The following is a 19,427-nucleotide window of genomic DNA, read 5'->3' as shown; positions in this document are numbered from 1 at the left end:
TGTGAAATGCGCCTCTACTTGACTTTTCCCCGCCGATTGCGTACACTGTCCATGCATAATTTAGCATATAAAGGATGGTTGACGCCATGAAGAAACCGCAGCTGGTCATCATGGCCGCGGGGCTGGGCAGTCGTTTCGGCGGACTCAAGCAGATGCGCCCGGTGGACGAACAGGGCCACCTGCTTATCGATTTTTCCATCTACGACGCGATGCGCGCCGGGTTCGGCGAGGTGGTATGCATCGTCAAGCCCGAGCTCGAGCAAACGTTCCGCGAGACGATCGGCAACCGGATCGGCGCGCATATCCCGCTGCGTTACGCGCATCAGGTGCTGGATCGGCTGCCGGACGGGTTCGGCGTACCCGAGGGGCGCGCGAAGCCCTGGGGCACGGCGCACGCGTTGCTGTGCGCGGCCGAGGCGGTCGACGGGCCGTTCGCGGCGATCAACGCCGACGATTTCTACAGCCGCGACGCGTTCGAGGCCATCGCCGGCTTCCTGCGCGCCGAACACGCGCCCAACGAGCACGCGATGGTGGGCTACCGCATCGAGAACACGCTGACCGAGCACGGCTCGGTGGCGCGCGGAGTGTGCCGCACACGGGACGGCTTTCTGACCGACGTGGTCGAGCGCACCCGGATCGAGCCCGCACCCGGCGGTGCGCGCTACACCGAGGACGGGGGCGGCACCTGGGTCAACCTGCCCGCCGGCACCGCGGTTTCGCTGAACCTGTGGGGCTTCCAGCGTTCGATGATGGACGAGATCATTGCGCGCTTCCCCGCCTGGCTCGATGCCAACCTGCCGGTCAATCCGCTCGGCTGCGAGTACTTCCTGCCGTGGGTACCCAGCCAGCTGATCGCCGAACACGCGGCCAGCTTCGAGGTGCTCTCCACCCATGCGCGCTGGTACGGCGTCACCTACCGGGACGATCTGCCGCGCGTATGCGAGGCCATCGCCGCGCTCAAGGCCGAGGGGCTGTACCCCGAACGGCTGTGGGGGTAGACGGGCTGAGCTTTTCCCGTACAACCCCGCTTTTGCTCCCCCCTGCGGTTCGAGGGGATTCAAAGCGAAGCGGGAAATCAGAGGAAATGGGGAAAGAACCGAGCGGCGCTATTGACAGTACTCATGGCGTTCATGTATAATTGACGCGTGCCCATTGGATGTTTTGCCGAATTGAATCCGTATCTTTTGAGGCAGGCATCCAACCGCACGCGTTTTTTGTTACACGTGCATCCGCCGCATGCGGATCACCATCAACGAAACGGAGGCTTGCTCAAGATGAAGAAACTGCTGTCTATGGTTCTGGTGCTGGTCATGGCGCTGTCGCTCGGTTCGGTCGCGTTCGCCGCTGAGAAGGATTTCGAGATCGTCGTCGTGCCCAAGGATGCCTCGAACCCCTGGTTCGTGCGCATGAACGTAGGCGTCGAGGAGTACGCCAAGGAGACCGGCCTGAACGTCTACCAGCGCGGCACGCCGCAGATCGACGCGACGCTGCAGTATCAGCTGATTCAGGACCTGGTCGCCGAGGGCGTGAGCGCGATTTGCGTGGTGCCCGTCGATCCGGCCTCGCTCGAGCCCGTGCTCAAGCAGGCGCGCGACGCCGGCATCATCGTGATCGCCCACGAGGGCGCGTCGCTTGAGAATGTCGATTACGACATCGAGGCGTTCAACAACGAGATGTACGGCGGGTTCATCATGGACAACCTGGCCGCCGCGATGGGCGAAGAGGGCCTGTACACCACGATGGTGGCGCACGTGACCAACGCCTCCCACAACGAGTGGGCGGACGGCGGCGTGAAGCGCCAGAAGGAAGCCTACCCCAAGATGCAGCTGCTCGAGGCCGAGCCGCGCGTGGAGTCCGAGGACAACGGCGACGTGGCCTACAACAAGGCCAAGGAAATGTTCAAGAAGTATCCCGACCTCAAGGGCATCATGGGCACCTCGTCCTTTGACGCGCCCGGCGTCGCCCGCGCGATCGAGGAACTGGGCCTGTCCGGCAAGGTGTTCACCGCCGGCACCGGCATGCCGGGCGACAACGCCGAGCTGCTCAAGAGCGGCGCCGTGCAGTACCTGACGCTGTGGGATCCCGCGCTGGCCGGCAAGGCGATGTGCTCGCTGGCGGTCAAGCTGCTCAAGGGCGAAGAAGTGACCGCGCCGCTCGATCTGGCCGTGGACGGCTACACCCAGTTGCAGTTCAAGGCCGGCAGCGACAAGGTGCTCGAGGGCCAGGGCTGGATCGTAATCAACGCCGAAAACGTGGATTCGTTCGGGTTCTAGGTAGGCGATGATTCACTCGGGCGATGGCTGGCGAGGGGATTTTTCGTCCGATTGTTCCTGCGAAATGCGCGGGCGCAGCCGCGCTGCGTCAAGCGTTTTTAAGGGACGGGCGGGCGGAAAAGCACCCGCCGGCCATCGCCAGAATAGATCGGCGTCTACCTTGGTTTCGATTTCCGTGTGAACATTAGAGGGGCTGCAGCGCCAGATAGGGCACTGCAGCCCCGACCCCAATCGTAGGGGTGACAACTCGGGCCGCCCCTACGGGGAATGGCGCACATCGGGCACAGTTAGGAGACGGTCAATCGTGGAAAACTCCCCCCAAACAAGCAGCCTGCTCAAGGCGGTGGCTATTCAAAAATCCTTCGCGGGCGTACACGCGCTCAAGGGCGTGAACCTCGAGATCGCGCCCGGCGAAATCCATTGCCTGGCCGGCGAGAACGGCTGCGGCAAATCGACGCTCATCAAGATCATATCGGGCGTGTACACGCCGGACGCCGGGCACATCGAGTTCGGCGGCCAGTCGTACACCCGCATCACGCCGATCGACGCGATCAACCTGGGAATCCAGGTGATCTACCAGGACTTTTCGATCTTCCCCAACCTCACCGTCATGGAAAATCTGGCGTTCAACACCGAGCTCGCCGCGGGCCGGAAGCTGGTCAGCTGGAAGCGCCTGCGCAAGATTGCCGAGGAAGCGGTGGCAAAGATCAACTTCACGGTCGACTTGGACGCGCGGCTGGGCGATTTGTCGGTCGCCGAGAAGCAGCTGGTCGCGATCAGCCGCGCGCTGATGTTCGGCGCGAAGCTGATTATCATGGACGAGCCCACCACGGCGCTGACCAAGAAGGAGGTTCGTTCGCTGTTTGACATCATCCTGAGCCTGAAGGCGCAGGGCATCGCGATCCTGTTCGTCAGCCACAAGCTGGACGAGGTGTTCGAAATCTCGGAGCGCTTCACGATCTTCCGCAGCGGCGAAACCGTAGTCAGCGGCTCGACGAAGGAGCTCGACGAGAAGAAGTTTACTTACTACATGACCGGCCGCGAGTTCGAGGATACGCCGTTCGTGCCCGGTTTTCTGTCGGACGCGCCGGTGCTCGAGGCGCGCGCGCTCACGATGCGCGGCCACTTCGCAGACGTGTCGTTTCATCTGAACAAGGGCGAGATCCTGGGCATCACCGGCCTGCTCGACAGCGGCCGCACGGAGCTTGCGCTGGCGCTGTTCGGCGCGCGACCCGTAGACAGCGGCGATCTCAAGATGCACGGCAGGCCCATTCGCCTTAAAAAGCCCGCGGATGCCATCGAGGCCAAGATCGGGTACGTGCCCGAGGACCGGCTGAGCGAGGGTCTGTTCCTGCCGCGCTCGATCGGCGAGAACATCGTGGTGTCAAAGCTCAAGGCGCTGTCCGGGCGGCTGTCGGTCGTAAACCGGCGTGCGCGAAAGAGAGAGATCGATAAGTGGGTAAAGCAGCTGTCGATCAAAACGCCCGATCCGAACAACGCCTGTCTGTCGCTGTCGGGCGGCAACCAGCAGCGGGTGGTGCTGGCCAAGTGGCTGGCGTGCGCGCCCGACGTGCTGGTGCTCAACGGCCCGACCATGGGCGTGGACATCGGCTCGAAGCACGACATCCACCAGATCCTGCGCGCCTTGGCGACCGAGGGCATGGCGGTGGTCATCATCTCCGACGACCTGCCGGAGGTGCTCAAGAACTGCTCGCGTGTGCTGGTGATGAAGGCGGGCCGCGTGGTGGCGGAGCTCGACCCGCGCGAAAGCGACGAGCGGGCGCTGTCGCAACTGATGATGTAAGGAGGAGGGAACTGCCATGTCCATCAAGAAACTGCTCCGGCGCAACGAGACATACATTTCCCTCGTCGTGCTGCTTTTGGCGCTTGCGATCGACCTGCGCTCGCGCCAGTTCTTTACCTCGAACAACCTGGTGGACCTGTCGAGCGCGCTGATCGTGCCCGGCCTGTTCGCGATCGGCGCGTTCCTGGTGCTGATATCGGGCGGCATCGACGTGTCGTTCCCGGCGCTGGCGTCGCTGTCGATCTACGCCACCACGTCGTTGCTGCTCGGTGCCAATTACCAGGGCGGGATATGGCTGCCGATCGTCATGGTGCTCCTGTTTGGGGCGGTACTCGGCGCGGTGAACGGGCTGCTGATCGCGGTGTTCAACCTGAACGCGATGATCGTGACGCTGGGCACCTCGTCGATCTTCCGGGGCCTGATGATGGGCGCGCTGGGCGCGAAACAGCTGGCGGTGATCCCGTCGGGCATGTCGGAGTTTGGCAAATCGGCGCTGTTCGTCGCGCAGAACGCGCAATCGGGGCTGTCCTCGCGCATGCCGACAGCCATGCTGATCCTGCTGACCGCGCTTTTGCTCACCTGGTTCGTGCTCAGGCACACGATCTATGGGCGCGGGCTGTTCGCGATCGGCGGCAATGAGGTCAGCGCGCACCGGGCCGGCTTCCCGGTCCGCAAGATCAAGTTCCTGCTGTACGTAGCGGTCGGCATGCTGTCCAGCCTGGCCGGGCTGATCCGCGTGTGCATGATGACGCAGTGCCACCCGACGAATATGCTGGGCATGGAGATGATGGTGATCGCGGGCGTGGTGCTGGGCGGCACGGCGATCACCGGCGGCGCGGGCTCGCTGACCGGCTGCATGCTGGGCACGGCGCTGATCGTGATCGTACAGAACTCGATGATCCTGCTGGGCATCCCGACGTTCTGGCAGGACTTCTCGCTGGGCGTGCTGATCATCATCGGCACAGGCGTGAGTGCCTGGCAGGTGGCGCGCGCGGCGGCGCGGTCCACGGGCAAGAACGCGGTGAAGGAGGCGGCACGATGAAGGCGTTCAAGAAACTGTACGGTCGCGACGTGCACATCAGCCGACTTACGCTGCTGATGCTCGCCTGGCTCATATTCATGGCGGTGACCAAGTTCGGCAAGTTTTTCACCTCGGTATCGCTGCAGACGATGCTGTCCCAATTCCCGGAGTTCGGGTTGATGGCGCTGGGCGTGATGCTGTGCATGGTCACGGGCGGCATCGACCTGTCGGTGGTGGGCGTCGCCAACTTCACATCGATCTCGATGGGCATCCTGCTCAAGCGGATGGCGGCGCCGGACGGCGCGATTGCGCCCGCGTCGATCGCGCTGGTGTTTGCGCTGGGCATGGGCCTGGGCGCGCTGTGCGGCGCGTTCAACGGAATCCTGGTCAGCCGCGTGGGCATCCCGCCGATCCTGGCGACGCTCGGCACATCGCAGCTGTTCACCGGGATCGGGATCGTGCTGACCGAGGGCAAGGCGGTCTCCAAGCTGCCCGCGCTGTACGCGGAGGTGGTGGCCGGCAAGATCGGCTGGCTGCCGGTGCAGTCGGCGATCTTCATCGCGATGGCGCTGTTCGTGGGCTGGCTGCTCGCGCGCACGACCTACGGCCCGCGCATCTACCTGCTGGGTACGAGCGCGCGCGCGGCAAAGTTCTCGGGCCTTAACAACGACCGGCTGCTGGTGGAAACCTACCTGCTGTCGGGCGTGTGCGCGGCGCTCGGCGGGCTGGTGATGCTGGCAAACTACACCTCGGCGCGCGCCGACTACGGCGCGGTGTACACGCTGCAATGCGTACTGATCGTGGTGCTGGGCGGTGTGAGTCCGAACGGCGGCAAGGGCAAGCTGTCGGGCGTGGTGCTGGCGATCGTGTTTTTGCAACTGCTGACCTCGGGCCTGAATCGTTTCCGCGAGGTCAACCCCTTCCTGATCCCGCTGATCTGGGGCGGCGTACTGGTGCTGGTCATGGTATGGGATTACTTCACGGCGCGCGGGACGCGCGCGTAAAGAAACCGGGCGGGAGGAGAGGGCGAATCACCCTCTCCCCTCTCTTTTTCGTATGCCTTTTCTGTATGCGCATGCCGCGCTGCCGATACCGCTCGAAATCATGAACGCGCCCATCGGGCGCGCGGATTGTTCGGCCGGTTGTTCCGGGAAGATCAACCCCTCCGTTTTGTTTGCGCGCATAAAAAACGCCGCCTGCGGGCGGCTGACCAATCGGGGTCATGTGCTTGTGCTACATCAGGTACAGCGAGCGCAGCGCCTGCACCCGGCTGTTGTCGAGCCCCAGCGCCTCGTTCAGATAGGCGGACATGGAGCCGAACCGCGACTCGGCGGCGCTCAGGAACGCCTCGATGTTGCGCGGGCGCACGCCGTAGGCCTCGCGCAACGCCTCCCGCAGTCGCTCGGGGGCGTCCGACGACCGGCGCGCCGACGCGTCCGGCGCCCCGACGGCGCCCTCGCCCGCGGCCAGGTAGTCGTCGATCACCCGCTCGCGCGGAACCCCCAGCGCCGTCAGCAGCAGCGCCGCGGCCGCGCCCGTGCGGTCCTTCCCCAATGCGCCGTGCCACAGCGTCGCGCCCTCGCGCTGTTCGAGCAGCAGCCCGAAAAAGCGCGCAAAGCCCGCCTGGTCCGCCGGGTCGAGCGCCAGCCGCGCGTAGGCGTCGTCCAGCAGCGCCTCGATCGGACCCCCGTCCAGCCGCGCGAGCAGCCGTTCGACCGCACCCTCCCCCTCCAGCGCAAGATCGGCCGAAGCGTCGCCCTTCATCGGGCTTGATACCATGTGTACGCCCGGCCACTCGGGCTCGGGCCAGGCCGTGCGCTCGGCCTCGGTGCGCAGGTCAATCACCTGCCGAAGCCCATGAACCTCGACCAATTGCCGCCTGTCACGCTCCGTCAGGCCGCAAAGCTGCCCGCTGCGGATCAGCCGCCCAGGCCGAACCGTCCGCCCGTCCGCCGCCGGCAGCCCGCCCAGGTCGCGCGCGCACGCCACGCCCTCCAGCCCAATGCATGTAATACTCGCCATGCGCATTGCTCTCCTTCTCTATGCTCCCCGTATTGTACCATAGGTTGCGTAATTTTACGACGGCACGATCGTAACGATTGCGCGACGCAGACTTGCGCGCAAACTTAGGGCAACACCGCGCAAAGCGTAAATGAATAAAAGTTACGATAGGCTCGTTTGCCCAAGTTCGTCTTCAGATCGAGGGGCTCCGTATACGGCTGAGCCGGGAACAGCATCAGCCCGTCCTGAATCGCCTCGACGCCCTGAACCAGCTTTGCCAAGTTTGCCTTGTCGTTTTCGCTCAACTTCGCCTCGTCGAAGCGGTTGTTGTATGCGATGTAATTCTGATCCTCGCCGATCATTCCCATGGGCTGGATGTGCTCGAATGCGTCCTTGATTTCCTTTTCAATCTCCAGGCTGATCTCGATCCCCTTATTCACCCGATAAATCCGCAGCACTTTACCGGAGTTCTGCGATATCTCGTCGAGCAGGGCGTCCCATTCGGCGTCAGTGGCGGTGTCGGCTACCTGATCGACCTTGCGGATATACTCCTCCGGGATATAGTCCACGCCGGCGCAAACGCCGTTGTTGATCCATATCTCCGCCGCGGTCGGGTCCGTCATTTTGTTCCATGCTTCCGGAACAATGAACGCAAGCCCGGTATACGGATCGCCCACCAGATCGTTAGGATTTGGCAATCTGAAGAAGTCTTAAGATAAGAAACCGGGAGCGCTTCAAAGCATGGCCCCAACAACGAACGAATCATGGAAATGGGAAATCTCACTCCGGAAAATTGGCCGACAACAGCAAGCTCCATTTCAGCGTTTTTCTGGACGGCCAGATCCATGGCGCCATGAGCTACGGCCCGTCGCTGGACAAAAGCAAGACCATCGGCCTTGTGGAGGGCACCGGTTGGAACGAATTCCCGGAACTGCATCGCATGGCCTTTGACGCCGTGCTCCCCCGCAACAGCGAGAGCCGCGCCATTTCCATGATCAAGGTAAACCCGAACCTCGCCGAGCTGCCGGATGGCACGCGCATCCGCAAGATGGCGCTGGCCTCGAACCCCACCACGCCGCGCCGGGAACTGAACGGGCTGACGTTCTTCGACGTGACGGGCGGCGCCTGCAATTTCAAGAAGTACCTCAACCATGTGAGTGCCAAACCGATCCCCGGTCTCCAACTCCGGTACATGTACTTCATTGACCCGGCCTACCGGGAAAAGCTGACGGTGCCCATCATTCCCTTCACAAAGATCGACGAGTGGGGAGCGGGCATTCGTGGAGCCGCGACGGTGCATTCGGTGAAGCTGTTCGCCGATGGAAAACCCGCGCCCGCTCTGGATTCGCGTCTGGAGGATGACCGGCAAGCTCCCTTCGGCGGGCGCTCCAAGCAGCCTTAAATAAGCCTTCGCCGCGCATCCCGGCGGAGCTCCCGTGGCGCTGCCTCAAGATGCGCTCCGACATGAGCGGCATGATCCTCGACCCCTTTGCGGGCTACGGCACGACGATCGTCGCCACCGAGCAGTCTGGGCGCGCCTGCCGGGCCATCGAGGCCGACCCGCTGCGCTGCGCGCCCATCGTGCGCCGCCGGGAGCAGTTTACCGGAGAAACGGCTATAAAAACAACCAATAAAGGTTTGAAAAGCCTTGTCTTTCCTGGGCGCGCTTAGGAGAGAGCCGAAAGCTCCCGGCAGAGGGACGTAAATTCCTCATACGATTGCAAAACCGTTTCGCCACGCGCGCCGAGCGCAATAACATTCAGAAGGCGTTCCGCGCACCGAGCGGGCTTTTGGGTAAATGTCTCGATGAACGAAAGTGTGCGCTTTCGGCTCGGAAAGTAGCACTTATTCAGCGCATACAGCGCCTGCAGAAAGTGATCGAGCGAAAGATCGAGCGCGAAGTGATAGAACAGTGCATCCTGCCGGTTGACGGCACGCTCCAAATCCTCAAAGTCGGCAAGCAAGTCAAGGTGATAGCGGATCAGACGGGTTGCGAGCGAGTCGGGGTATACGTGCAGCCTTTTTTGCATGCCGGCGATATAGCCCTGTTTGTCACACAGAATGTGCACGGTGAGAAACGACGCACAGCGGCCCGTGGGATAGAAGTAGTTGTCCTCCTTGTTCAGGCGCGCACCGGAGAGTACCGATTCAATCTCGGCGTCCATCCCGGCGATGTTGTAGTACATGAGGCAGACCTCTGTCTGGCCGAAGAAAACATAATCGCATGTACCCCAGTGTTTGCTGGGAGACGTGCCAACGTGCAGATCCGTTATGCAATCGCCGAGGGATTCCGCCACTTCGCGTCTCTTTTCGGCGTCGGGAACAACGTCGCAGAAAACGAAAATATCAATATCGCTCTCTCCTGCTTCCGGCAAGGTCGCGCCGCCACTCTTTCCGATGGACAAAACCTCCGGCATCGCGGCAACTGCCGCAATGAGCTCGTTGTAGTTTTGCGTGATCTCCTGATGCATATTGCCTCCGCCGTCCTTTTCGATCAGTATAGCACATTGGATTCCAAGAGGCAATTCTGGCAGGCATGGTTTTATGTGAAGCATGTAGGATTGTCAAACATGTCGGACAGAGAAGGCAGCGAGGAAGTCATTCGTGGGACGCCAGGAAAGGGGGCGCATCGGGAGATTGTTGGAGCGGGATCGGTGAGCCGCGAGCTACGCACCAAAGCCGGCGAGGGAGAAGTGTGTGCCGTAGAAACGCTTTTGGTCCTCTCTGTGGCTACGCTCGACCTTGCCGTTGTGCCTGGGCGTGCAGGGCCGGATCAGCTTGTGGCGAATGCTGAGGGCAGCGGCTGTGGGCGCCGGGATCGGTCGGCCGGCGATTCCTTCGTTCCGCCATGCCGCGCTTTCCGGAAGTAGATGTACGACCGGCTCTTGTTGTACTCCCGGCTCGCGCAGCTGACTGCGTACTTCTGCACGTATTCCAGCAGGGATTGCCGATAGCGCATATCCTGTGTTACACGGTACATGCGGGAGTGGACACTTCCTTTCGGCTGATTGTTGTCGCAATCGAATCATATCCTATGTGTCCCTATCCCGCACTCCTTTTTTCCCCTACTGTCCAATATCTATTGTAGTCCTACAGCATATTCTCCCCGAGAAGAAGGCTTTTCTTGTATTCGAAATGGTTATATGCTATGATGCCTTATCCTCAGGAAGGAGAAATGGATCATGACGATTTCCGATGCCGTATCTGCATGCGTTGATTCGGGTTTGTCAGGTTGGGACCTTGTCTGTTTCGCTCAGTCTGTCGTTAATAAAACAATGACCTACTCGTATACGAACTCGTATGATATGCCTTCTTTTGCATTCAGAAAAGGAAGGGGCTACTGTTGGCAGCAGGCTAAGGCCCTTATGCTGATTTTAAGAAGGCTAGGTTTCAATTGCCATATGGTATTTGCGGCGAAAAACACGTTCCCGTCAAAGACATACAACGGCAAAATAATTCCCGCACACGTATCCGGTCACGTTTGGTGTCGGGTCAAAATTGATAGTTTTGAAAAGGATGTTTGCCCGGGTGATGCAGAGAATATCCCTGGTAAACTTCACTTTACTCCTGTATCCAGGGTAATGCGTTGGAATGTCTTTATATCGTGGGGATGCTATTTCACATCGGCCCAAGTGAATAAAAAACGATATCAAGAATTGATGGCGAAGGCATGATGAAGCATTGCGTTATCATATGAGGAACAAGCGCGGTCAGTACAGCAAAAATCCGGTGCTGCGGCCGGATTTTGCTATTCGGGTTTACTTGCCCTCATCCTCCGTGGCTACCGCGCCCTTCTTGCTTTTGCCCTTGCGCGGGTTTCCTGGCCGGCTCGCTATCCTCGGGCTGTGCCTCGGCCTCCGCCGTGGCTTCCACAGGCTCCGGCATAGCTTCCGTTTCTTCCGGCTCTACCGCGATTACAACCGGCCGTCCTTCGCCTTCGTCCCCGATGACCTCGGCTTTGATGGTCGCGCCATCCGCCATTGCCGCCGCGATGTCGCCCACCGGTCCTCCAGCGGCTTGTGCGTCCTCCGCTCCCGCGTCTGCGGAAATTCCTGGGGCAGCATGCCCGGCTCGAACATAATCCTGAAGGTGATTGCGCCGTTTAGCGGTACGTCGAATTTGAAGTCCTGATACTCCAGTTTCTTGAGGTCGTCCGGGATTTCAATGTTCTTGTACGCTTGATCTCCTTACCCTCCACCAGCAGGCATCCATGTCCGGGATAATCATGAAATGCGCGACGTGTGAGGCGCTTGAAGGATCCGATTTTCTATTCGGCAAGACCGCCCGGGGGATGAGGCGTGAACAGCGTCCGGAATCAAATCCGCAATCTGAAGATTGACAGGCTCTGGCGGTTGGCTTACACTGAATCTGCGCGATTGGCGCATCTGGCTTTTCTCATACTTGTTGTTCTCACCCGGCAGATCATGGTGAACGGAGCAGGATCCGGGCAGGCGATTCATCTGCGAAGCAATTACTTGCGAGTTCAAAACTCCGCAAATCCCGTTCGGGAATTGACGGGACAAACGCATTTTCACTGTATATACTCAATGCAAGGGGTGGATGGCACGTGAGCTGGGTGGATCAGATGAACGACGTGATGGGATACATCGAGCGGAACCTGACCGAGACCATCGATATGGACGAAGTAGGGCGCATCGCGGCCTGCCCGAGCGCGGTGTTTCAGCGCATCTTCATGCTTTCTGCGAACCTGACGCTCACGGAGTACATTCGCAGGCGCAGGCTGAGCCGCGCGGCTTCAGATCTGGTCGGCACTCGGGAGCGGGTTGTGGACATCGCCATGCGGTACGGGTATGATACCTCCGATGCGTTCTGCGTGGCGTTCAAGCGGCTCTACGGGGTGACGCCTTCCGAGGCGCGGCGCAAGCACCTAAAGTTACGGGGGCACTATCGGCTGCATTTCACGCTTTCCGCCACCTATATCAAGGGGGATGAGGAAATGGTCATTCAGAATGTGGATCGCTACCGGGTGATGGAGCCGCTGTTCGAGGGCGCGCGCGTCATCCTGAACCATCTGGGAGAAGGATACACCCCCGCGTACATCCAGGGCGTGTCCGGTGCCGCATTTCGCATGAGCGGCGGCTGCCCCAGCCGGCCTACCTGTTTTTACACCCGCTGGCCGAGCGATTTTTTGCGCTACCTGGGCTACGAAGTGACGGAGGTGCCCTGCAAGAGCCCCGACGGCAACGACCTGACCGCCGCCATGATCGACGCGGTGAAGGCGCAGATCGACAAGGGGCGGCCGGCGCTGGTGTGGCATGCGGTCACCAGCATGGAGTGGGATGTGGTGTGCGGCTATGACGAAGAGCAGCGCCAGTTCATCGGCCGTGGCAGCTACAAGGGCCTGGGCGATTACGAGCGTGAGCGCTGGGATCGGCCCGGCTCCGCCGAGATTGCCTTCGGCGCAATCTTGATCGGCGAGAAAAAATACACCCCCAATGCCGCGAAGCTGGAATCGGACGCGCTGAGCGACGCGGTGAAGTTTGCCCGCCGGGTGACCGATTCCCCCATGCCCCATGAGCGCGAGGGCATACAATTCTACCGCTGGTGGGCCGAGGCGTACCTGTCGGATACCAAGGAGCGCGACGCGGCGGACGCCTACTGCCACGAGGTGTATACCTCCTCCAGAAGCGCGGGCGTGGACTTTCTGCGGGAGATTGCGCCCGCACACCCCGATCGGGAGGCGTCGCTTCTCAAGGCTGCGGACAGCTTCGCCCGCGAGGTGGACGCTCTGGAGTGCGCGCGCCCGTACCTTTCCTGGCATTCTCCCTGGGGCGTGGATGCCGCGCGCAACCGCGCAGTTGCCCCGTTGATTGCGGAAGCTGCCCAATGGTACGAAGCGGGAATCGCTTGCCTGGAGAAAGGCTGATCGGCAGGGATGCCGTCTGTGCGCCAGGTTCATTTCCCCAAGAATGAACAAACAAAAAACCGCCGTTGATGGGCCCCGCTGATCAGCAGGCGGTTTCCGTATGCTCCGCCGACCGACGCGGGGATTCCGCATGGAAGGAAACGCCCCTCTTTGCGAACATTTTTCGCCCGGCCTATTGACATTTCCGCTACTGCGTGCTACGATATACCAGTAGTAAGTATCACTGCATATCTGTGATGCAAATTAGAGGTGATATGTGAGATGGATAACCTGACCGAGATGCTGAAAGGGGTGCTGGAAGGCTGCGTCCTCGAAATCATCAGCCGGGGGGATACCTACGGCTACGAGATCACCCGCAGGCTCAATGCCCTGGGCTTTGCCGATGTGGTCGAGGGCACGGTGTACACCATACTGCTCCGGCTCGAAAAGAACAAGCTGGTGGAGATCACCAAGAAGTCCTCAGACATGGGACCGCCGCGCAAGTTCTTCGCGCTCAACGACGCGGGGCGCGAGGAACTAAAGAAGTTCTGGGATAAATGGGAGTTTGTCGCGTCGAAAATCGACCAATTGAGGGAGGAGCGGTGATATGCCCGGTTTTTTCGATGATTATTTCAACATCAACAAGATGGTTCAGAGCAAGCGTGAGTACAAGCAGCAGATGGCAAGGGTGGAGGCGCTGCCGGAGGACTATCAATACGTATTCAAAAAAATCCAGAGTCACATGTGGATGTTCGCGGCGGGTGCAGGCTACGACATGATGAAGATCCATTATGACCTGGTGGAATTGTTCGAGGCCGGCGCGTCGGAAGTCAAGCCTGTTTTGGAGATTACCGGCGAAGACGTGGCCGCGTTCTGCGAAGAGCTTCTACGCAATGCCAGGACCTACACGGAAGACTGGCGCGAGGCACTCAACCGCGACATCCGGAAAAAACTCGGAAAGGAGAAGGATTCAAAATGACGGAACCCGCCATTCAAGTGAAGGGTCTGAAAAAGTCCTTTCAGCAACTGCATGTCCTCAAGGGCGTGGATTTCGAAGTGGAGCGGGGCTGCATCTTCGCCCTGATCGGCGGGAACGGCGCGGGCAAAACGACGATCGTCAGAATCCTCACCACACTGCTCAAACAGGATGGCAGAACCGCCGCCGTAAACGGGTTCGATGTCGCCTTAAAACCCGACAGTGTGCGGCGGTCCATCAGCCTGACCGGGCAATTCGCCGCCGTGGATGAGATCCTGACCGGGCGGGAGAACCTCGTGATGATTGCACGTCTCAGGCACCTGCGGAATCCGCGTCAGATTGCGGACGATCTTGTAAACCGCTTCGGCCTGACCGGCGCAGCAGACCGCCGGGTGTCCACCTATTCCGGCGGTATGCGCCGAAGGCTGGACATCGCCATGGGCCTGGTGGGAAAACCCCAGATCCTGTTCCTCGACGAGCCGACCACCGGGCTCGATCCCGAGGCGCGCATCGAGGTCTGGAAGACGGTCAAAGAGTTCGCCAACGGCGGCACAACGGTATTCCTGACCACTCAGTATCTGGAGGAAGCCGAACAGTTGGCGGACCGGATCGCGATCCTGCATGAAGGCAGAATTATCTTAAGCGGCACGCTCGCCGAGATGAAAAGCCTGTTCCCGCCCGCAAAGGCGGAGTATGTGGAAAAGCAGCCGACGCTTGAAGAAATCTTCCTGACCATCATTGGCAAGAAGGAGGCAGTGTAGCATGGAAACGGCAAGAGGTCATTATCTCGGCGATATGGGCGTCATGCTTGGGCGCTCCATGCGTCATGTTTTTCGTAGTATGGACACCATCATAAAGGTCGTGATCATGCCGATCGCCATGATGCTGATGTTCGTCTCTGTGTTCGGCGGTGCGATTCAGACCGGCACGGAGAGCTATGTGAACTATCTGCTGCCCGGCATCCTGATAATCGCCATCGCGAGCGGGATTGCCTATACGGCGTACCGTCTGTTTATGGATATGCAGCGGGGTATCCTTGAGCGGTTCGATTCCATGCCGATCGCGCGTTCGGCCGCTCTGTGGGGCCATGTGCTGACATCGCTGCTATCGAACGCAATCTCGGTCGTCGTCATCATCCTCGTGGCGCTGCTGATGGGTTTTCGCTCGTCGGCTGGAGTGCTGTCCTGGCTTGCGGTAGCGGGCATCCTCGCGCTGCTTACGCTGGCGCTGACCTGGATTGCCGTGATTGCCGGACTGACCGCAAAAACGGTGGACGGTGCGAGCGCGTTCTCGATGCCGCTGGTATTTCTACCGTTCATAAGCTCGGCGTTCGTCCCTACCGGATCGATGCCGGGGCCTGTCCGTGCCTTTGCCGAAAACCAGCCGGTGACCTCTATTGTAGATGCGATCCGATCCCTCCTTATGGGACAGCCTGTCGGCAATGATATCTGGGTTGCGCTCGCGTGGTGTCTGGGCATTCTCATCGTCGCATACATCTGCGCCATGCGGGTTTACAGGCGCAGAATTGCATAAGGATATGCCGGCGAACTTTCGAAAGATGACTTCTCCGGTGCCGCTCAAATGTGTCGCGGTTCCCAAACGGAGAATTGTGAGTTTGATTGGCCTAACCGGATCATCTAAAGGGCCATTAGTTCCGGAAAAAGGCTCGCCAAATACGGCGGGTCTTTCTCTTTGCCATCAAATTGAGGCCGGATATGAAAGTCTTTCGGGAGGATTCGCAGGGGTATACGGTCCGGCTCACAGGGCGGATATCCACCCGCATAGCTCCAGCACCAGAGCGCGGAATGATGCACACCCCCCACCGTAGAAAGGGAATCCGAGGCGATTTCTTCGGAATCCTTGATCGCTGGGTGCATCGTTACACGGCACGGTAGAACCGGAGAGCATGGAAGCCATACCGGAGGCTGTAGCAGCCACCACGGAATCTACCACGGAGGCCACGGAAGCCCCGGTAGAAGCCGAGGCGCAGCCCGAGGATAGCGAGCCAGCCAAGAAGCCCGCACGCAAGGGCAAAGGCAAGAAGGGTGCGGCAGCCACAGAGGACGAAAGCAAGTAGGCGACACCAGAAAATCCGGCATGGCGCCGGATTTTTCGTGTCCCTTATGGATCAGATAAAATGACCATATCCCTGCCGTATTGATTATAGACTTGTATGGATGTTGCCCGCCATACTCCGGAAGTATAGCTTTGGTCACGCAATCTTTCGATTGAACTTTCGGTACAGCAGCAAAATCCAAATCAGCGAGGATAACAGCGCCGGAATCAGAAACGCCATGTCCTGCCCTATACAAAACATGGCAATCCAAAAGGACGGCAGCGGCGAAAACAGATACTGCGCGTCCGACAGCAGGAAAAAGGGTACAAACAGTCCCAGCATCAAAAGCCCCGACAGTTTTGCCATGGCCATACCCTCCACCCGGTTATGGGAAAGGGCAAACAATAGCAGCGCCACGGCAATGCTCACAAGGCATGTCAGCATGCAGGTAAGCAGAATTATCCCAAACAACCACGCCGTCAGCGAAAACCAGCGCATCAGCACGATGGATACGACGAAGGCAATCACAGCCGGAAATGCCAGCCTTGACAAGATGTAGCCCCTTTTACCCACAGGGGTGACCGCCAGATAGTTGGCCATGTTTTCGTCGTATTCGGTCAGCATCATCATGGCTGATGCAAAGCAGAGCATGTAGGGCGTTACGAGAGCCAGCAGCAAATCAAACAGCAGATAGTAATCCGCAAGGACTGCCGCTCTCTGAAAATAACCGCACAATACGTTCTCAATCGTCGGGATGCCGAATCGGATGAAAAATGCGGTCAAGATGGTGGCGACACATACCGTCGCAAGCATACTGTCTTCGAACACCTGCCTGACAAACATGAAAAAGGATCGATACAGGGGCTTCACAGTTTTACACCTCCCAGGGAACGCAAACTCTTTGCGACTACGCGGCAGGCCAGCAATCCGGACAGCATCGTCCAAAAGACCAAAATGAACGCCGCAGGCAATGCCATTATCCCGTTCTGGCACAACTCAATGATGCACACGCCCGGATGGAGGCTCAAAAGAGCCGGTTTCCATCCGAACAGCCAGGCGATGGTGGGAACGTTGATGATAATCTCGGCGGGGATGGTCGTTACAATGAACTGATTGAGCGTAGCGATGTTTGCGGCGATCATAAGCCCCACGGCTGAAAACAGACAGGAACCAAGAAAAACGCCCAGGATGAAAAGGAAAGGATTTAACACAATACCGCCGCCAAAGCCTATCAACAGCCCGACCGCCGTGGAAATCAAGGCGATGGAAATCAGCTTTGAAACCACATACTCGGTTGGCTTGACGGGCGATATGGCGATGCTGTCCAGAACCCGCTCGCCTTTTTCGAACAGGACGATTGCCCCCATGAAGTATAGCCCCATTGCCGCCGGATCAGAAAAGATCATCAGGGCGGCGGCCCGCTCCCGCCATGCGTCAGGCAATACGAAGAGCAGGCTTGTATAGAGTATGGTAAAGATCACATACAAAAAGTAGAACCCATATTTGAACTGAAAACGGATATCGCCCGCAAGCAGCGCCTTTATCCTCATTGCAGCCGCCTCCCGGTTAGCTCCACAAAGATGTCGTTCAAGGTGGGCTCGCTGCTGTGGATCGACAACAGCCCGTTTTCTCGTAAAAGCTCTTGCAGCACAGCGTCCTCGCTCGTTTTGTTCAAGGGGATTTCCGACTGTTCTTCCCGACCCTTCATAACATAGGTATACCGAACCTTGGAAGCGCCTCTGGACATAATCAGGTTTCGCGGCGTATCCAATGCCCGCAGCTTGCCGTCTACGATAAAAGCCACGCGGTCGCACAGCTCGGTCGCATCGTACATGTTGTGTGTGGTTAGCAGGATCGTTTTCCCCCTTGCCTTTTCTTGTAAAATAATGTCCTTCATACCCCGTGCATTGGATGGATCAAGCCCGGAAGTTGGTTCATCCAGAAAAAGCAGGGCGGGGTCATGGAGCAACGCCTTGATGAAATTCAGCCTTGATTTCATCCCTTTGGAAAAATCCGATACCTTCTTATCCGCTTCGGGAAGCAGGCCGACGCTCTCCAGCAATGGGTCAATTTCCTGATGTTTTTTGTAAAGGGAGGCAAAAAACCGAAGGTTTTCCCGCGCAGTCAACTTTTCGTACAGGCTGGGAAATTCAAAGTCCACGCCGATATTCTCATAAAAGCTGCTGTCGCGGCGCTTAACCTCCGTGCCATTTACCTGCGCGCTGCCTCTGTATGTGGTCAGAAGGCCCGTGAGTATTTTTTGCAGCGTGCTCTTGCCCGCGCCAGAGGGACCTAAAAAGCCAAAGATTTCGCCGTTCAGAACATCAAAGCTCATATTCTCGATGAACGGCTGCCTCGTATAGCTGAATTGTAAATCCCGCACCCGAATCATAGCGTCTCCCCCTCAAACAGTTGAACTACAACCCCGCGCAACATCACCCGGACGGCATCTTCAAACACATCTTCGCCGATTTCTTTCTTGTGGAGCATTGTGCAAAAAATCGCTCGTAAAACGGCGCTGAATACTTTGATATTGCCTTCTGTACGCACGCCGGGCAGCAAAGAAAGCAGCCGTTCCATATTAAGATCATCCTTTTGAGCATGGGCAGCGGCAACCTCCGGGGGCAATTTCCGCACCAGCAGTTCCAAATCTCCGTTTGCGATAAAGGAATAGATAAACGTGGAATCCACCTGCTTGTACAAGCGAAAAAGCAACTCCGTGACGGTGTCCGCATTGATGTTGCCCCGTAATTCGTCAATCCAGAGGAGAAGGATGGTCTGCAATTCATCGTGGAGGGTACAGAACACATCAAAAAAAAGCTGTTCCTTGGAAGGATAGAACAGGTAGAAGGTTCCCTTTGGTATGTTGGCCCGCCTAACCAACTCATCCACCGTGGTTTTGCGCATACCAAATTGGGCGAGGCACGCCTGAGCTTCTTCCATCAGGCGCTTCTTAATATAAGCCCGTTCATTGTCGGAAAAGGCTTTTGGCATAATGATCACTCCGTTTACTGTTTGACTATATTTTGTATTATAGTCAAACAGTAAGGTTTGTCAATACAAAAATCAATCTTCCTGGATGTCGTGGTGGAGGCCACGGAAGCCCCGGTGAAGACCGAGGCGCAGCCCGAGGATAGCGAACCAGCCAAGAAACCTGCAGGCAAAGGTAAGGGCAAGAGGGACACGGTAACTGCGGACAGTTCCAACAAGTAAGCATATATAACGCGAATCCCGGCCACTGCGCCGGGATTTAGTTTTCTGCTTAGCGTATTATTCCAATCGACTCCTTACAACATTATCAGTATTGCGATTTGCAAATATGGTGCAGTCCAAGGTTGTCAAATGATAAATCACCGACCACTCCAGTTTATCTTCTCCATCCGGGCCGTAGATGCCAATCTCCGCAAGGAGATCGATTGCCTGTTCTTCG

The 19,427-nt window shown here is 58.6% G+C and carries 21 protein-coding genes and 1 pseudogene; 13 read left to right on the top strand and 9 right to left on the bottom strand.

Annotated features, from left to right (window positions below; genetic code table 11):
* Positions 1-86: 86 nt before the first annotated feature.
* The 5 genes from ACH6CV_RS12290 (at position 87) to ACH6CV_RS12270 (ending at position 6,102) form a co-directional block, all read left to right on the top strand.
* Positions 87-998, top strand: coding sequence for a sugar phosphate nucleotidyltransferase (locus ACH6CV_RS12290; RefSeq protein ID WP_456358497.1), 912 nt, complete (start codon positions 87-89; stop codon positions 996-998).
* A 276-nt stretch (positions 999-1,274) separates the two neighbouring features.
* Positions 1,275-2,273, top strand: coding sequence for a substrate-binding domain-containing protein (locus ACH6CV_RS12285; RefSeq protein WP_456358496.1), 999 nt, complete (start codon positions 1,275-1,277; stop codon positions 2,271-2,273).
* A gap of 304 nt (positions 2,274-2,577) precedes the next feature.
* Complete coding sequence (locus tag ACH6CV_RS12280) at positions 2,578-4,077, top strand: sugar ABC transporter ATP-binding protein (protein ID WP_456358495.1); 1,500 nt, start codon at positions 2,578-2,580, stop codon at positions 4,075-4,077.
* 16 nt (positions 4,078-4,093) lie between these two features.
* Positions 4,094-5,119: an ABC transporter permease gene (locus ACH6CV_RS12275; protein WP_456358494.1), complete on the top strand. Its 1,026-nt coding sequence runs from the start codon at positions 4,094-4,096 to the stop codon at positions 5,117-5,119.
* The gene (locus ACH6CV_RS12270) at positions 5,116-6,102 is read left to right on the top strand and encodes an ABC transporter permease (protein WP_456358493.1); all 987 of its coding nucleotides are present in this window, start codon (positions 5,116-5,118) and stop codon (positions 6,100-6,102) included. Before ACH6CV_RS12275 ends, ACH6CV_RS12270 begins: the two co-directional genes overlap by 4 nt.
* 229 nt (positions 6,103-6,331) lie before the next feature.
* Here ACH6CV_RS12270 and ACH6CV_RS12265 read toward each other — a convergent pair whose 3' ends face one another.
* Positions 6,332-7,120: a tyrosine-protein phosphatase gene (locus ACH6CV_RS12265; protein WP_456358492.1), complete on the bottom strand. Its 789-nt coding sequence runs from the start codon at positions 7,118-7,120 to the stop codon at positions 6,332-6,334.
* A 104-nt stretch (positions 7,121-7,224) separates the two neighbouring features.
* Positions 7,225-7,722: a hypothetical protein gene (locus ACH6CV_RS12260; protein WP_456358491.1), complete on the bottom strand. Its 498-nt coding sequence runs from the start codon at positions 7,720-7,722 to the stop codon at positions 7,225-7,227.
* A 170-nt stretch (positions 7,723-7,892) separates the two neighbouring features.
* Between ACH6CV_RS12260 and ACH6CV_RS12255 the strand changes: the two genes are divergently transcribed.
* Both ACH6CV_RS12255 and ACH6CV_RS12250 read left to right on the top strand, forming a co-directional pair.
* Positions 7,893-8,501: a Mom family adenine methylcarbamoylation protein gene (locus ACH6CV_RS12255; RefSeq protein WP_456358490.1), complete on the top strand. Its 609-nt coding sequence runs from the start codon at positions 7,893-7,895 to the stop codon at positions 8,499-8,501.
* Positions 8,502-8,518: 17 nt separating this feature from the next.
* On the top strand, positions 8,519-8,770 hold the full coding sequence (locus ACH6CV_RS12250; RefSeq protein WP_456358499.1) for a DNA methyltransferase: 252 nt from the start codon (positions 8,519-8,521) through the stop codon (positions 8,768-8,770).
* Here the strand turns inward: ACH6CV_RS12250 and ACH6CV_RS12245 are convergent.
* A complete protein-coding gene (locus ACH6CV_RS12245; RefSeq protein WP_456358489.1) occupies positions 8,767-9,570 on the bottom strand; it encodes a DUF4037 domain-containing protein in 804 nt (267 codons plus the stop codon). The two genes, ACH6CV_RS12250 and ACH6CV_RS12245, sit on opposite strands and share 4 nt — an antisense overlap.
* A gap of 231 nt (positions 9,571-9,801) precedes the next feature.
* Positions 9,802-9,894 (bottom strand): annotated as a pseudogene (locus ACH6CV_RS12240) (IS481 family transposase); the annotation flags it as partial.
* A gap of 387 nt (positions 9,895-10,281) precedes the next feature.
* Here ACH6CV_RS12240 and ACH6CV_RS12235 point away from each other — a divergent pair.
* Positions 10,282-10,773, top strand: coding sequence for a transglutaminase domain-containing protein (locus ACH6CV_RS12235; protein WP_456358488.1), 492 nt, complete (start codon positions 10,282-10,284; stop codon positions 10,771-10,773).
* Positions 10,774-10,867: 94 nt separating this feature from the next.
* Here the strand turns inward: ACH6CV_RS12235 and ACH6CV_RS12230 are convergent, their stop codons facing one another.
* Complete coding sequence (locus tag ACH6CV_RS12230) at positions 10,868-11,101, bottom strand: hypothetical protein (RefSeq protein WP_456358487.1); 234 nt, start codon at positions 11,099-11,101, stop codon at positions 10,868-10,870.
* A 565-nt stretch (positions 11,102-11,666) separates the two neighbouring features.
* Between ACH6CV_RS12230 and ACH6CV_RS12225 the strand changes: the two genes are divergently transcribed.
* The 5 genes from ACH6CV_RS12225 to ACH6CV_RS12205 all read left to right on the top strand — a co-directional run bounded on the left by ACH6CV_RS12225 (position 11,667) and on the right by ACH6CV_RS12205 (position 15,474).
* A complete protein-coding gene (locus ACH6CV_RS12225) occupies positions 11,667-12,986 on the top strand; it encodes a helix-turn-helix domain-containing protein (protein ID WP_456358486.1) in 1,320 nt (439 codons plus the stop codon).
* Between the two features lie 261 nt (positions 12,987-13,247).
* Positions 13,248-13,571, top strand: a complete 324-nt coding sequence (locus tag ACH6CV_RS12220; protein ID WP_456358485.1) for a PadR family transcriptional regulator — start codon at positions 13,248-13,250, stop codon at positions 13,569-13,571.
* Between the two features lies 1 nt (position 13,572).
* Positions 13,573-13,944: a DUF1048 domain-containing protein gene (locus ACH6CV_RS12215; protein ID WP_456358484.1), complete on the top strand. Its 372-nt coding sequence runs from the start codon at positions 13,573-13,575 to the stop codon at positions 13,942-13,944.
* Positions 13,941-14,702 carry an ABC transporter ATP-binding protein gene (locus tag ACH6CV_RS12210; protein WP_456358483.1) on the top strand — a complete coding sequence of 254 codons (762 nt, stop codon included), beginning with the start codon at positions 13,941-13,943 and terminating at the stop codon, positions 14,700-14,702. The genes ACH6CV_RS12215 and ACH6CV_RS12210 overlap by 4 nt, the downstream gene beginning before the upstream one ends.
* Position 14,703: 1 nt before the next feature.
* Positions 14,704-15,474 (top strand): ABC transporter permease, encoded by a 771-nt coding sequence (locus ACH6CV_RS12205; RefSeq protein ID WP_456358482.1) that lies wholly within the window; start codon positions 14,704-14,706, stop codon positions 15,472-15,474.
* A gap of 679 nt (positions 15,475-16,153) precedes the next feature.
* On the opposite strand, the gene ACH6CV_RS12200 is transcribed toward ACH6CV_RS12205, so the two are convergent.
* From ACH6CV_RS12200 to ACH6CV_RS12185, 4 genes are read right to left on the bottom strand one after another with little or no spacing between them, the layout of a single operon-like run.
* Positions 16,154-16,867, bottom strand: a complete 714-nt coding sequence (locus ACH6CV_RS12200) for a hypothetical protein (protein ID WP_456358481.1) — start codon at positions 16,865-16,867, stop codon at positions 16,154-16,156.
* Positions 16,864-17,547, bottom strand: coding sequence for a fluoroquinolone export ABC transporter permease subunit (locus ACH6CV_RS12195; protein WP_456358480.1), 684 nt, complete (start codon positions 17,545-17,547; stop codon positions 16,864-16,866). Before ACH6CV_RS12195 ends, ACH6CV_RS12200 begins: the two co-directional genes overlap by 4 nt.
* Positions 17,544-18,389 (bottom strand): ABC transporter ATP-binding protein, encoded by an 846-nt coding sequence (locus tag ACH6CV_RS12190; protein WP_456358479.1) that lies wholly within the window; start codon positions 18,387-18,389, stop codon positions 17,544-17,546. Before ACH6CV_RS12190 ends, ACH6CV_RS12195 begins: the two co-directional genes overlap by 4 nt.
* Positions 18,386-18,991 (bottom strand): TetR/AcrR family transcriptional regulator, encoded by a 606-nt coding sequence (locus ACH6CV_RS12185; RefSeq protein ID WP_456358478.1) that lies wholly within the window; start codon positions 18,989-18,991, stop codon positions 18,386-18,388. The genes ACH6CV_RS12190 and ACH6CV_RS12185 overlap by 4 nt, the downstream gene beginning before the upstream one ends.
* Positions 18,992-19,427 lie beyond the last annotated feature (436 nt).

Origin of the sequence: Anaerozeibacter quisquiliarum, assembly GCF_051162045.1 — a bacterium.
GTDB classification, from domain to species: domain Bacteria; phylum Bacillota; class Clostridia; order Christensenellales; family Aristaeellaceae; genus Anaerozeibacter; species Anaerozeibacter quisquiliarum.
The sequence above is the reverse complement of the archived record's forward strand: the minus strand, read 5'-3'. Positions and strand labels throughout refer to the sequence as shown.

Excerpts from the sequence above, each read along its gene's own strand:
- ACH6CV_RS12290 (WP_456358497.1), top strand. The coding sequence starts at position 87 with ATGAAGAAACCGCAGCTGGTCATCATGGCCGCGGGGCTGGGCAGTCGT.
- ACH6CV_RS12285 (WP_456358496.1), top strand. The coding sequence starts at position 1,275 with ATGAAGAAACTGCTGTCTATGGTTCTGGTGCTGGTCATGGCGCTGTCG.
- ACH6CV_RS12275 (WP_456358494.1), top strand. The coding sequence starts at position 4,094 with ATGTCCATCAAGAAACTGCTCCGGCGCAACGAGACATACATTTCCCTC.
- ACH6CV_RS12270 (WP_456358493.1), top strand. The coding sequence starts at position 5,116 with ATGAAGGCGTTCAAGAAACTGTACGGTCGCGACGTGCACATCAGCCGA.
- ACH6CV_RS12265 (WP_456358492.1), bottom strand. The coding sequence starts at position 7,120 with ATGGCGAGTATTACATGCATTGGGCTGGAGGGCGTGGCGTGCGCGCGC.
- ACH6CV_RS12260 (WP_456358491.1), bottom strand. The coding sequence starts at position 7,722 with ATGACGGACCCGACCGCGGCGGAGATATGGATCAACAACGGCGTTTGC.
- ACH6CV_RS12245 (WP_456358489.1), bottom strand. The coding sequence starts at position 9,570 with ATGCATCAGGAGATCACGCAAAACTACAACGAGCTCATTGCGGCAGTT.
- ACH6CV_RS12235 (WP_456358488.1), top strand. The coding sequence starts at position 10,282 with ATGACGATTTCCGATGCCGTATCTGCATGCGTTGATTCGGGTTTGTCA.
- ACH6CV_RS12220 (WP_456358485.1), top strand. The coding sequence starts at position 13,248 with ATGGATAACCTGACCGAGATGCTGAAAGGGGTGCTGGAAGGCTGCGTC.
- ACH6CV_RS12215 (WP_456358484.1), top strand. The coding sequence starts at position 13,573 with ATGCCCGGTTTTTTCGATGATTATTTCAACATCAACAAGATGGTTCAG.
- ACH6CV_RS12210 (WP_456358483.1), top strand. The coding sequence starts at position 13,941 with ATGACGGAACCCGCCATTCAAGTGAAGGGTCTGAAAAAGTCCTTTCAG.
- ACH6CV_RS12205 (WP_456358482.1), top strand. The coding sequence starts at position 14,704 with ATGGAAACGGCAAGAGGTCATTATCTCGGCGATATGGGCGTCATGCTT.
- ACH6CV_RS12195 (WP_456358480.1), bottom strand. The coding sequence starts at position 17,547 with ATGAGGATAAAGGCGCTGCTTGCGGGCGATATCCGTTTTCAGTTCAAA.
- ACH6CV_RS12190 (WP_456358479.1), bottom strand. The coding sequence starts at position 18,389 with ATGATTCGGGTGCGGGATTTACAATTCAGCTATACGAGGCAGCCGTTC.
- ACH6CV_RS12185 (WP_456358478.1), bottom strand. The coding sequence starts at position 18,991 with ATGCCAAAAGCCTTTTCCGACAATGAACGGGCTTATATTAAGAAGCGC.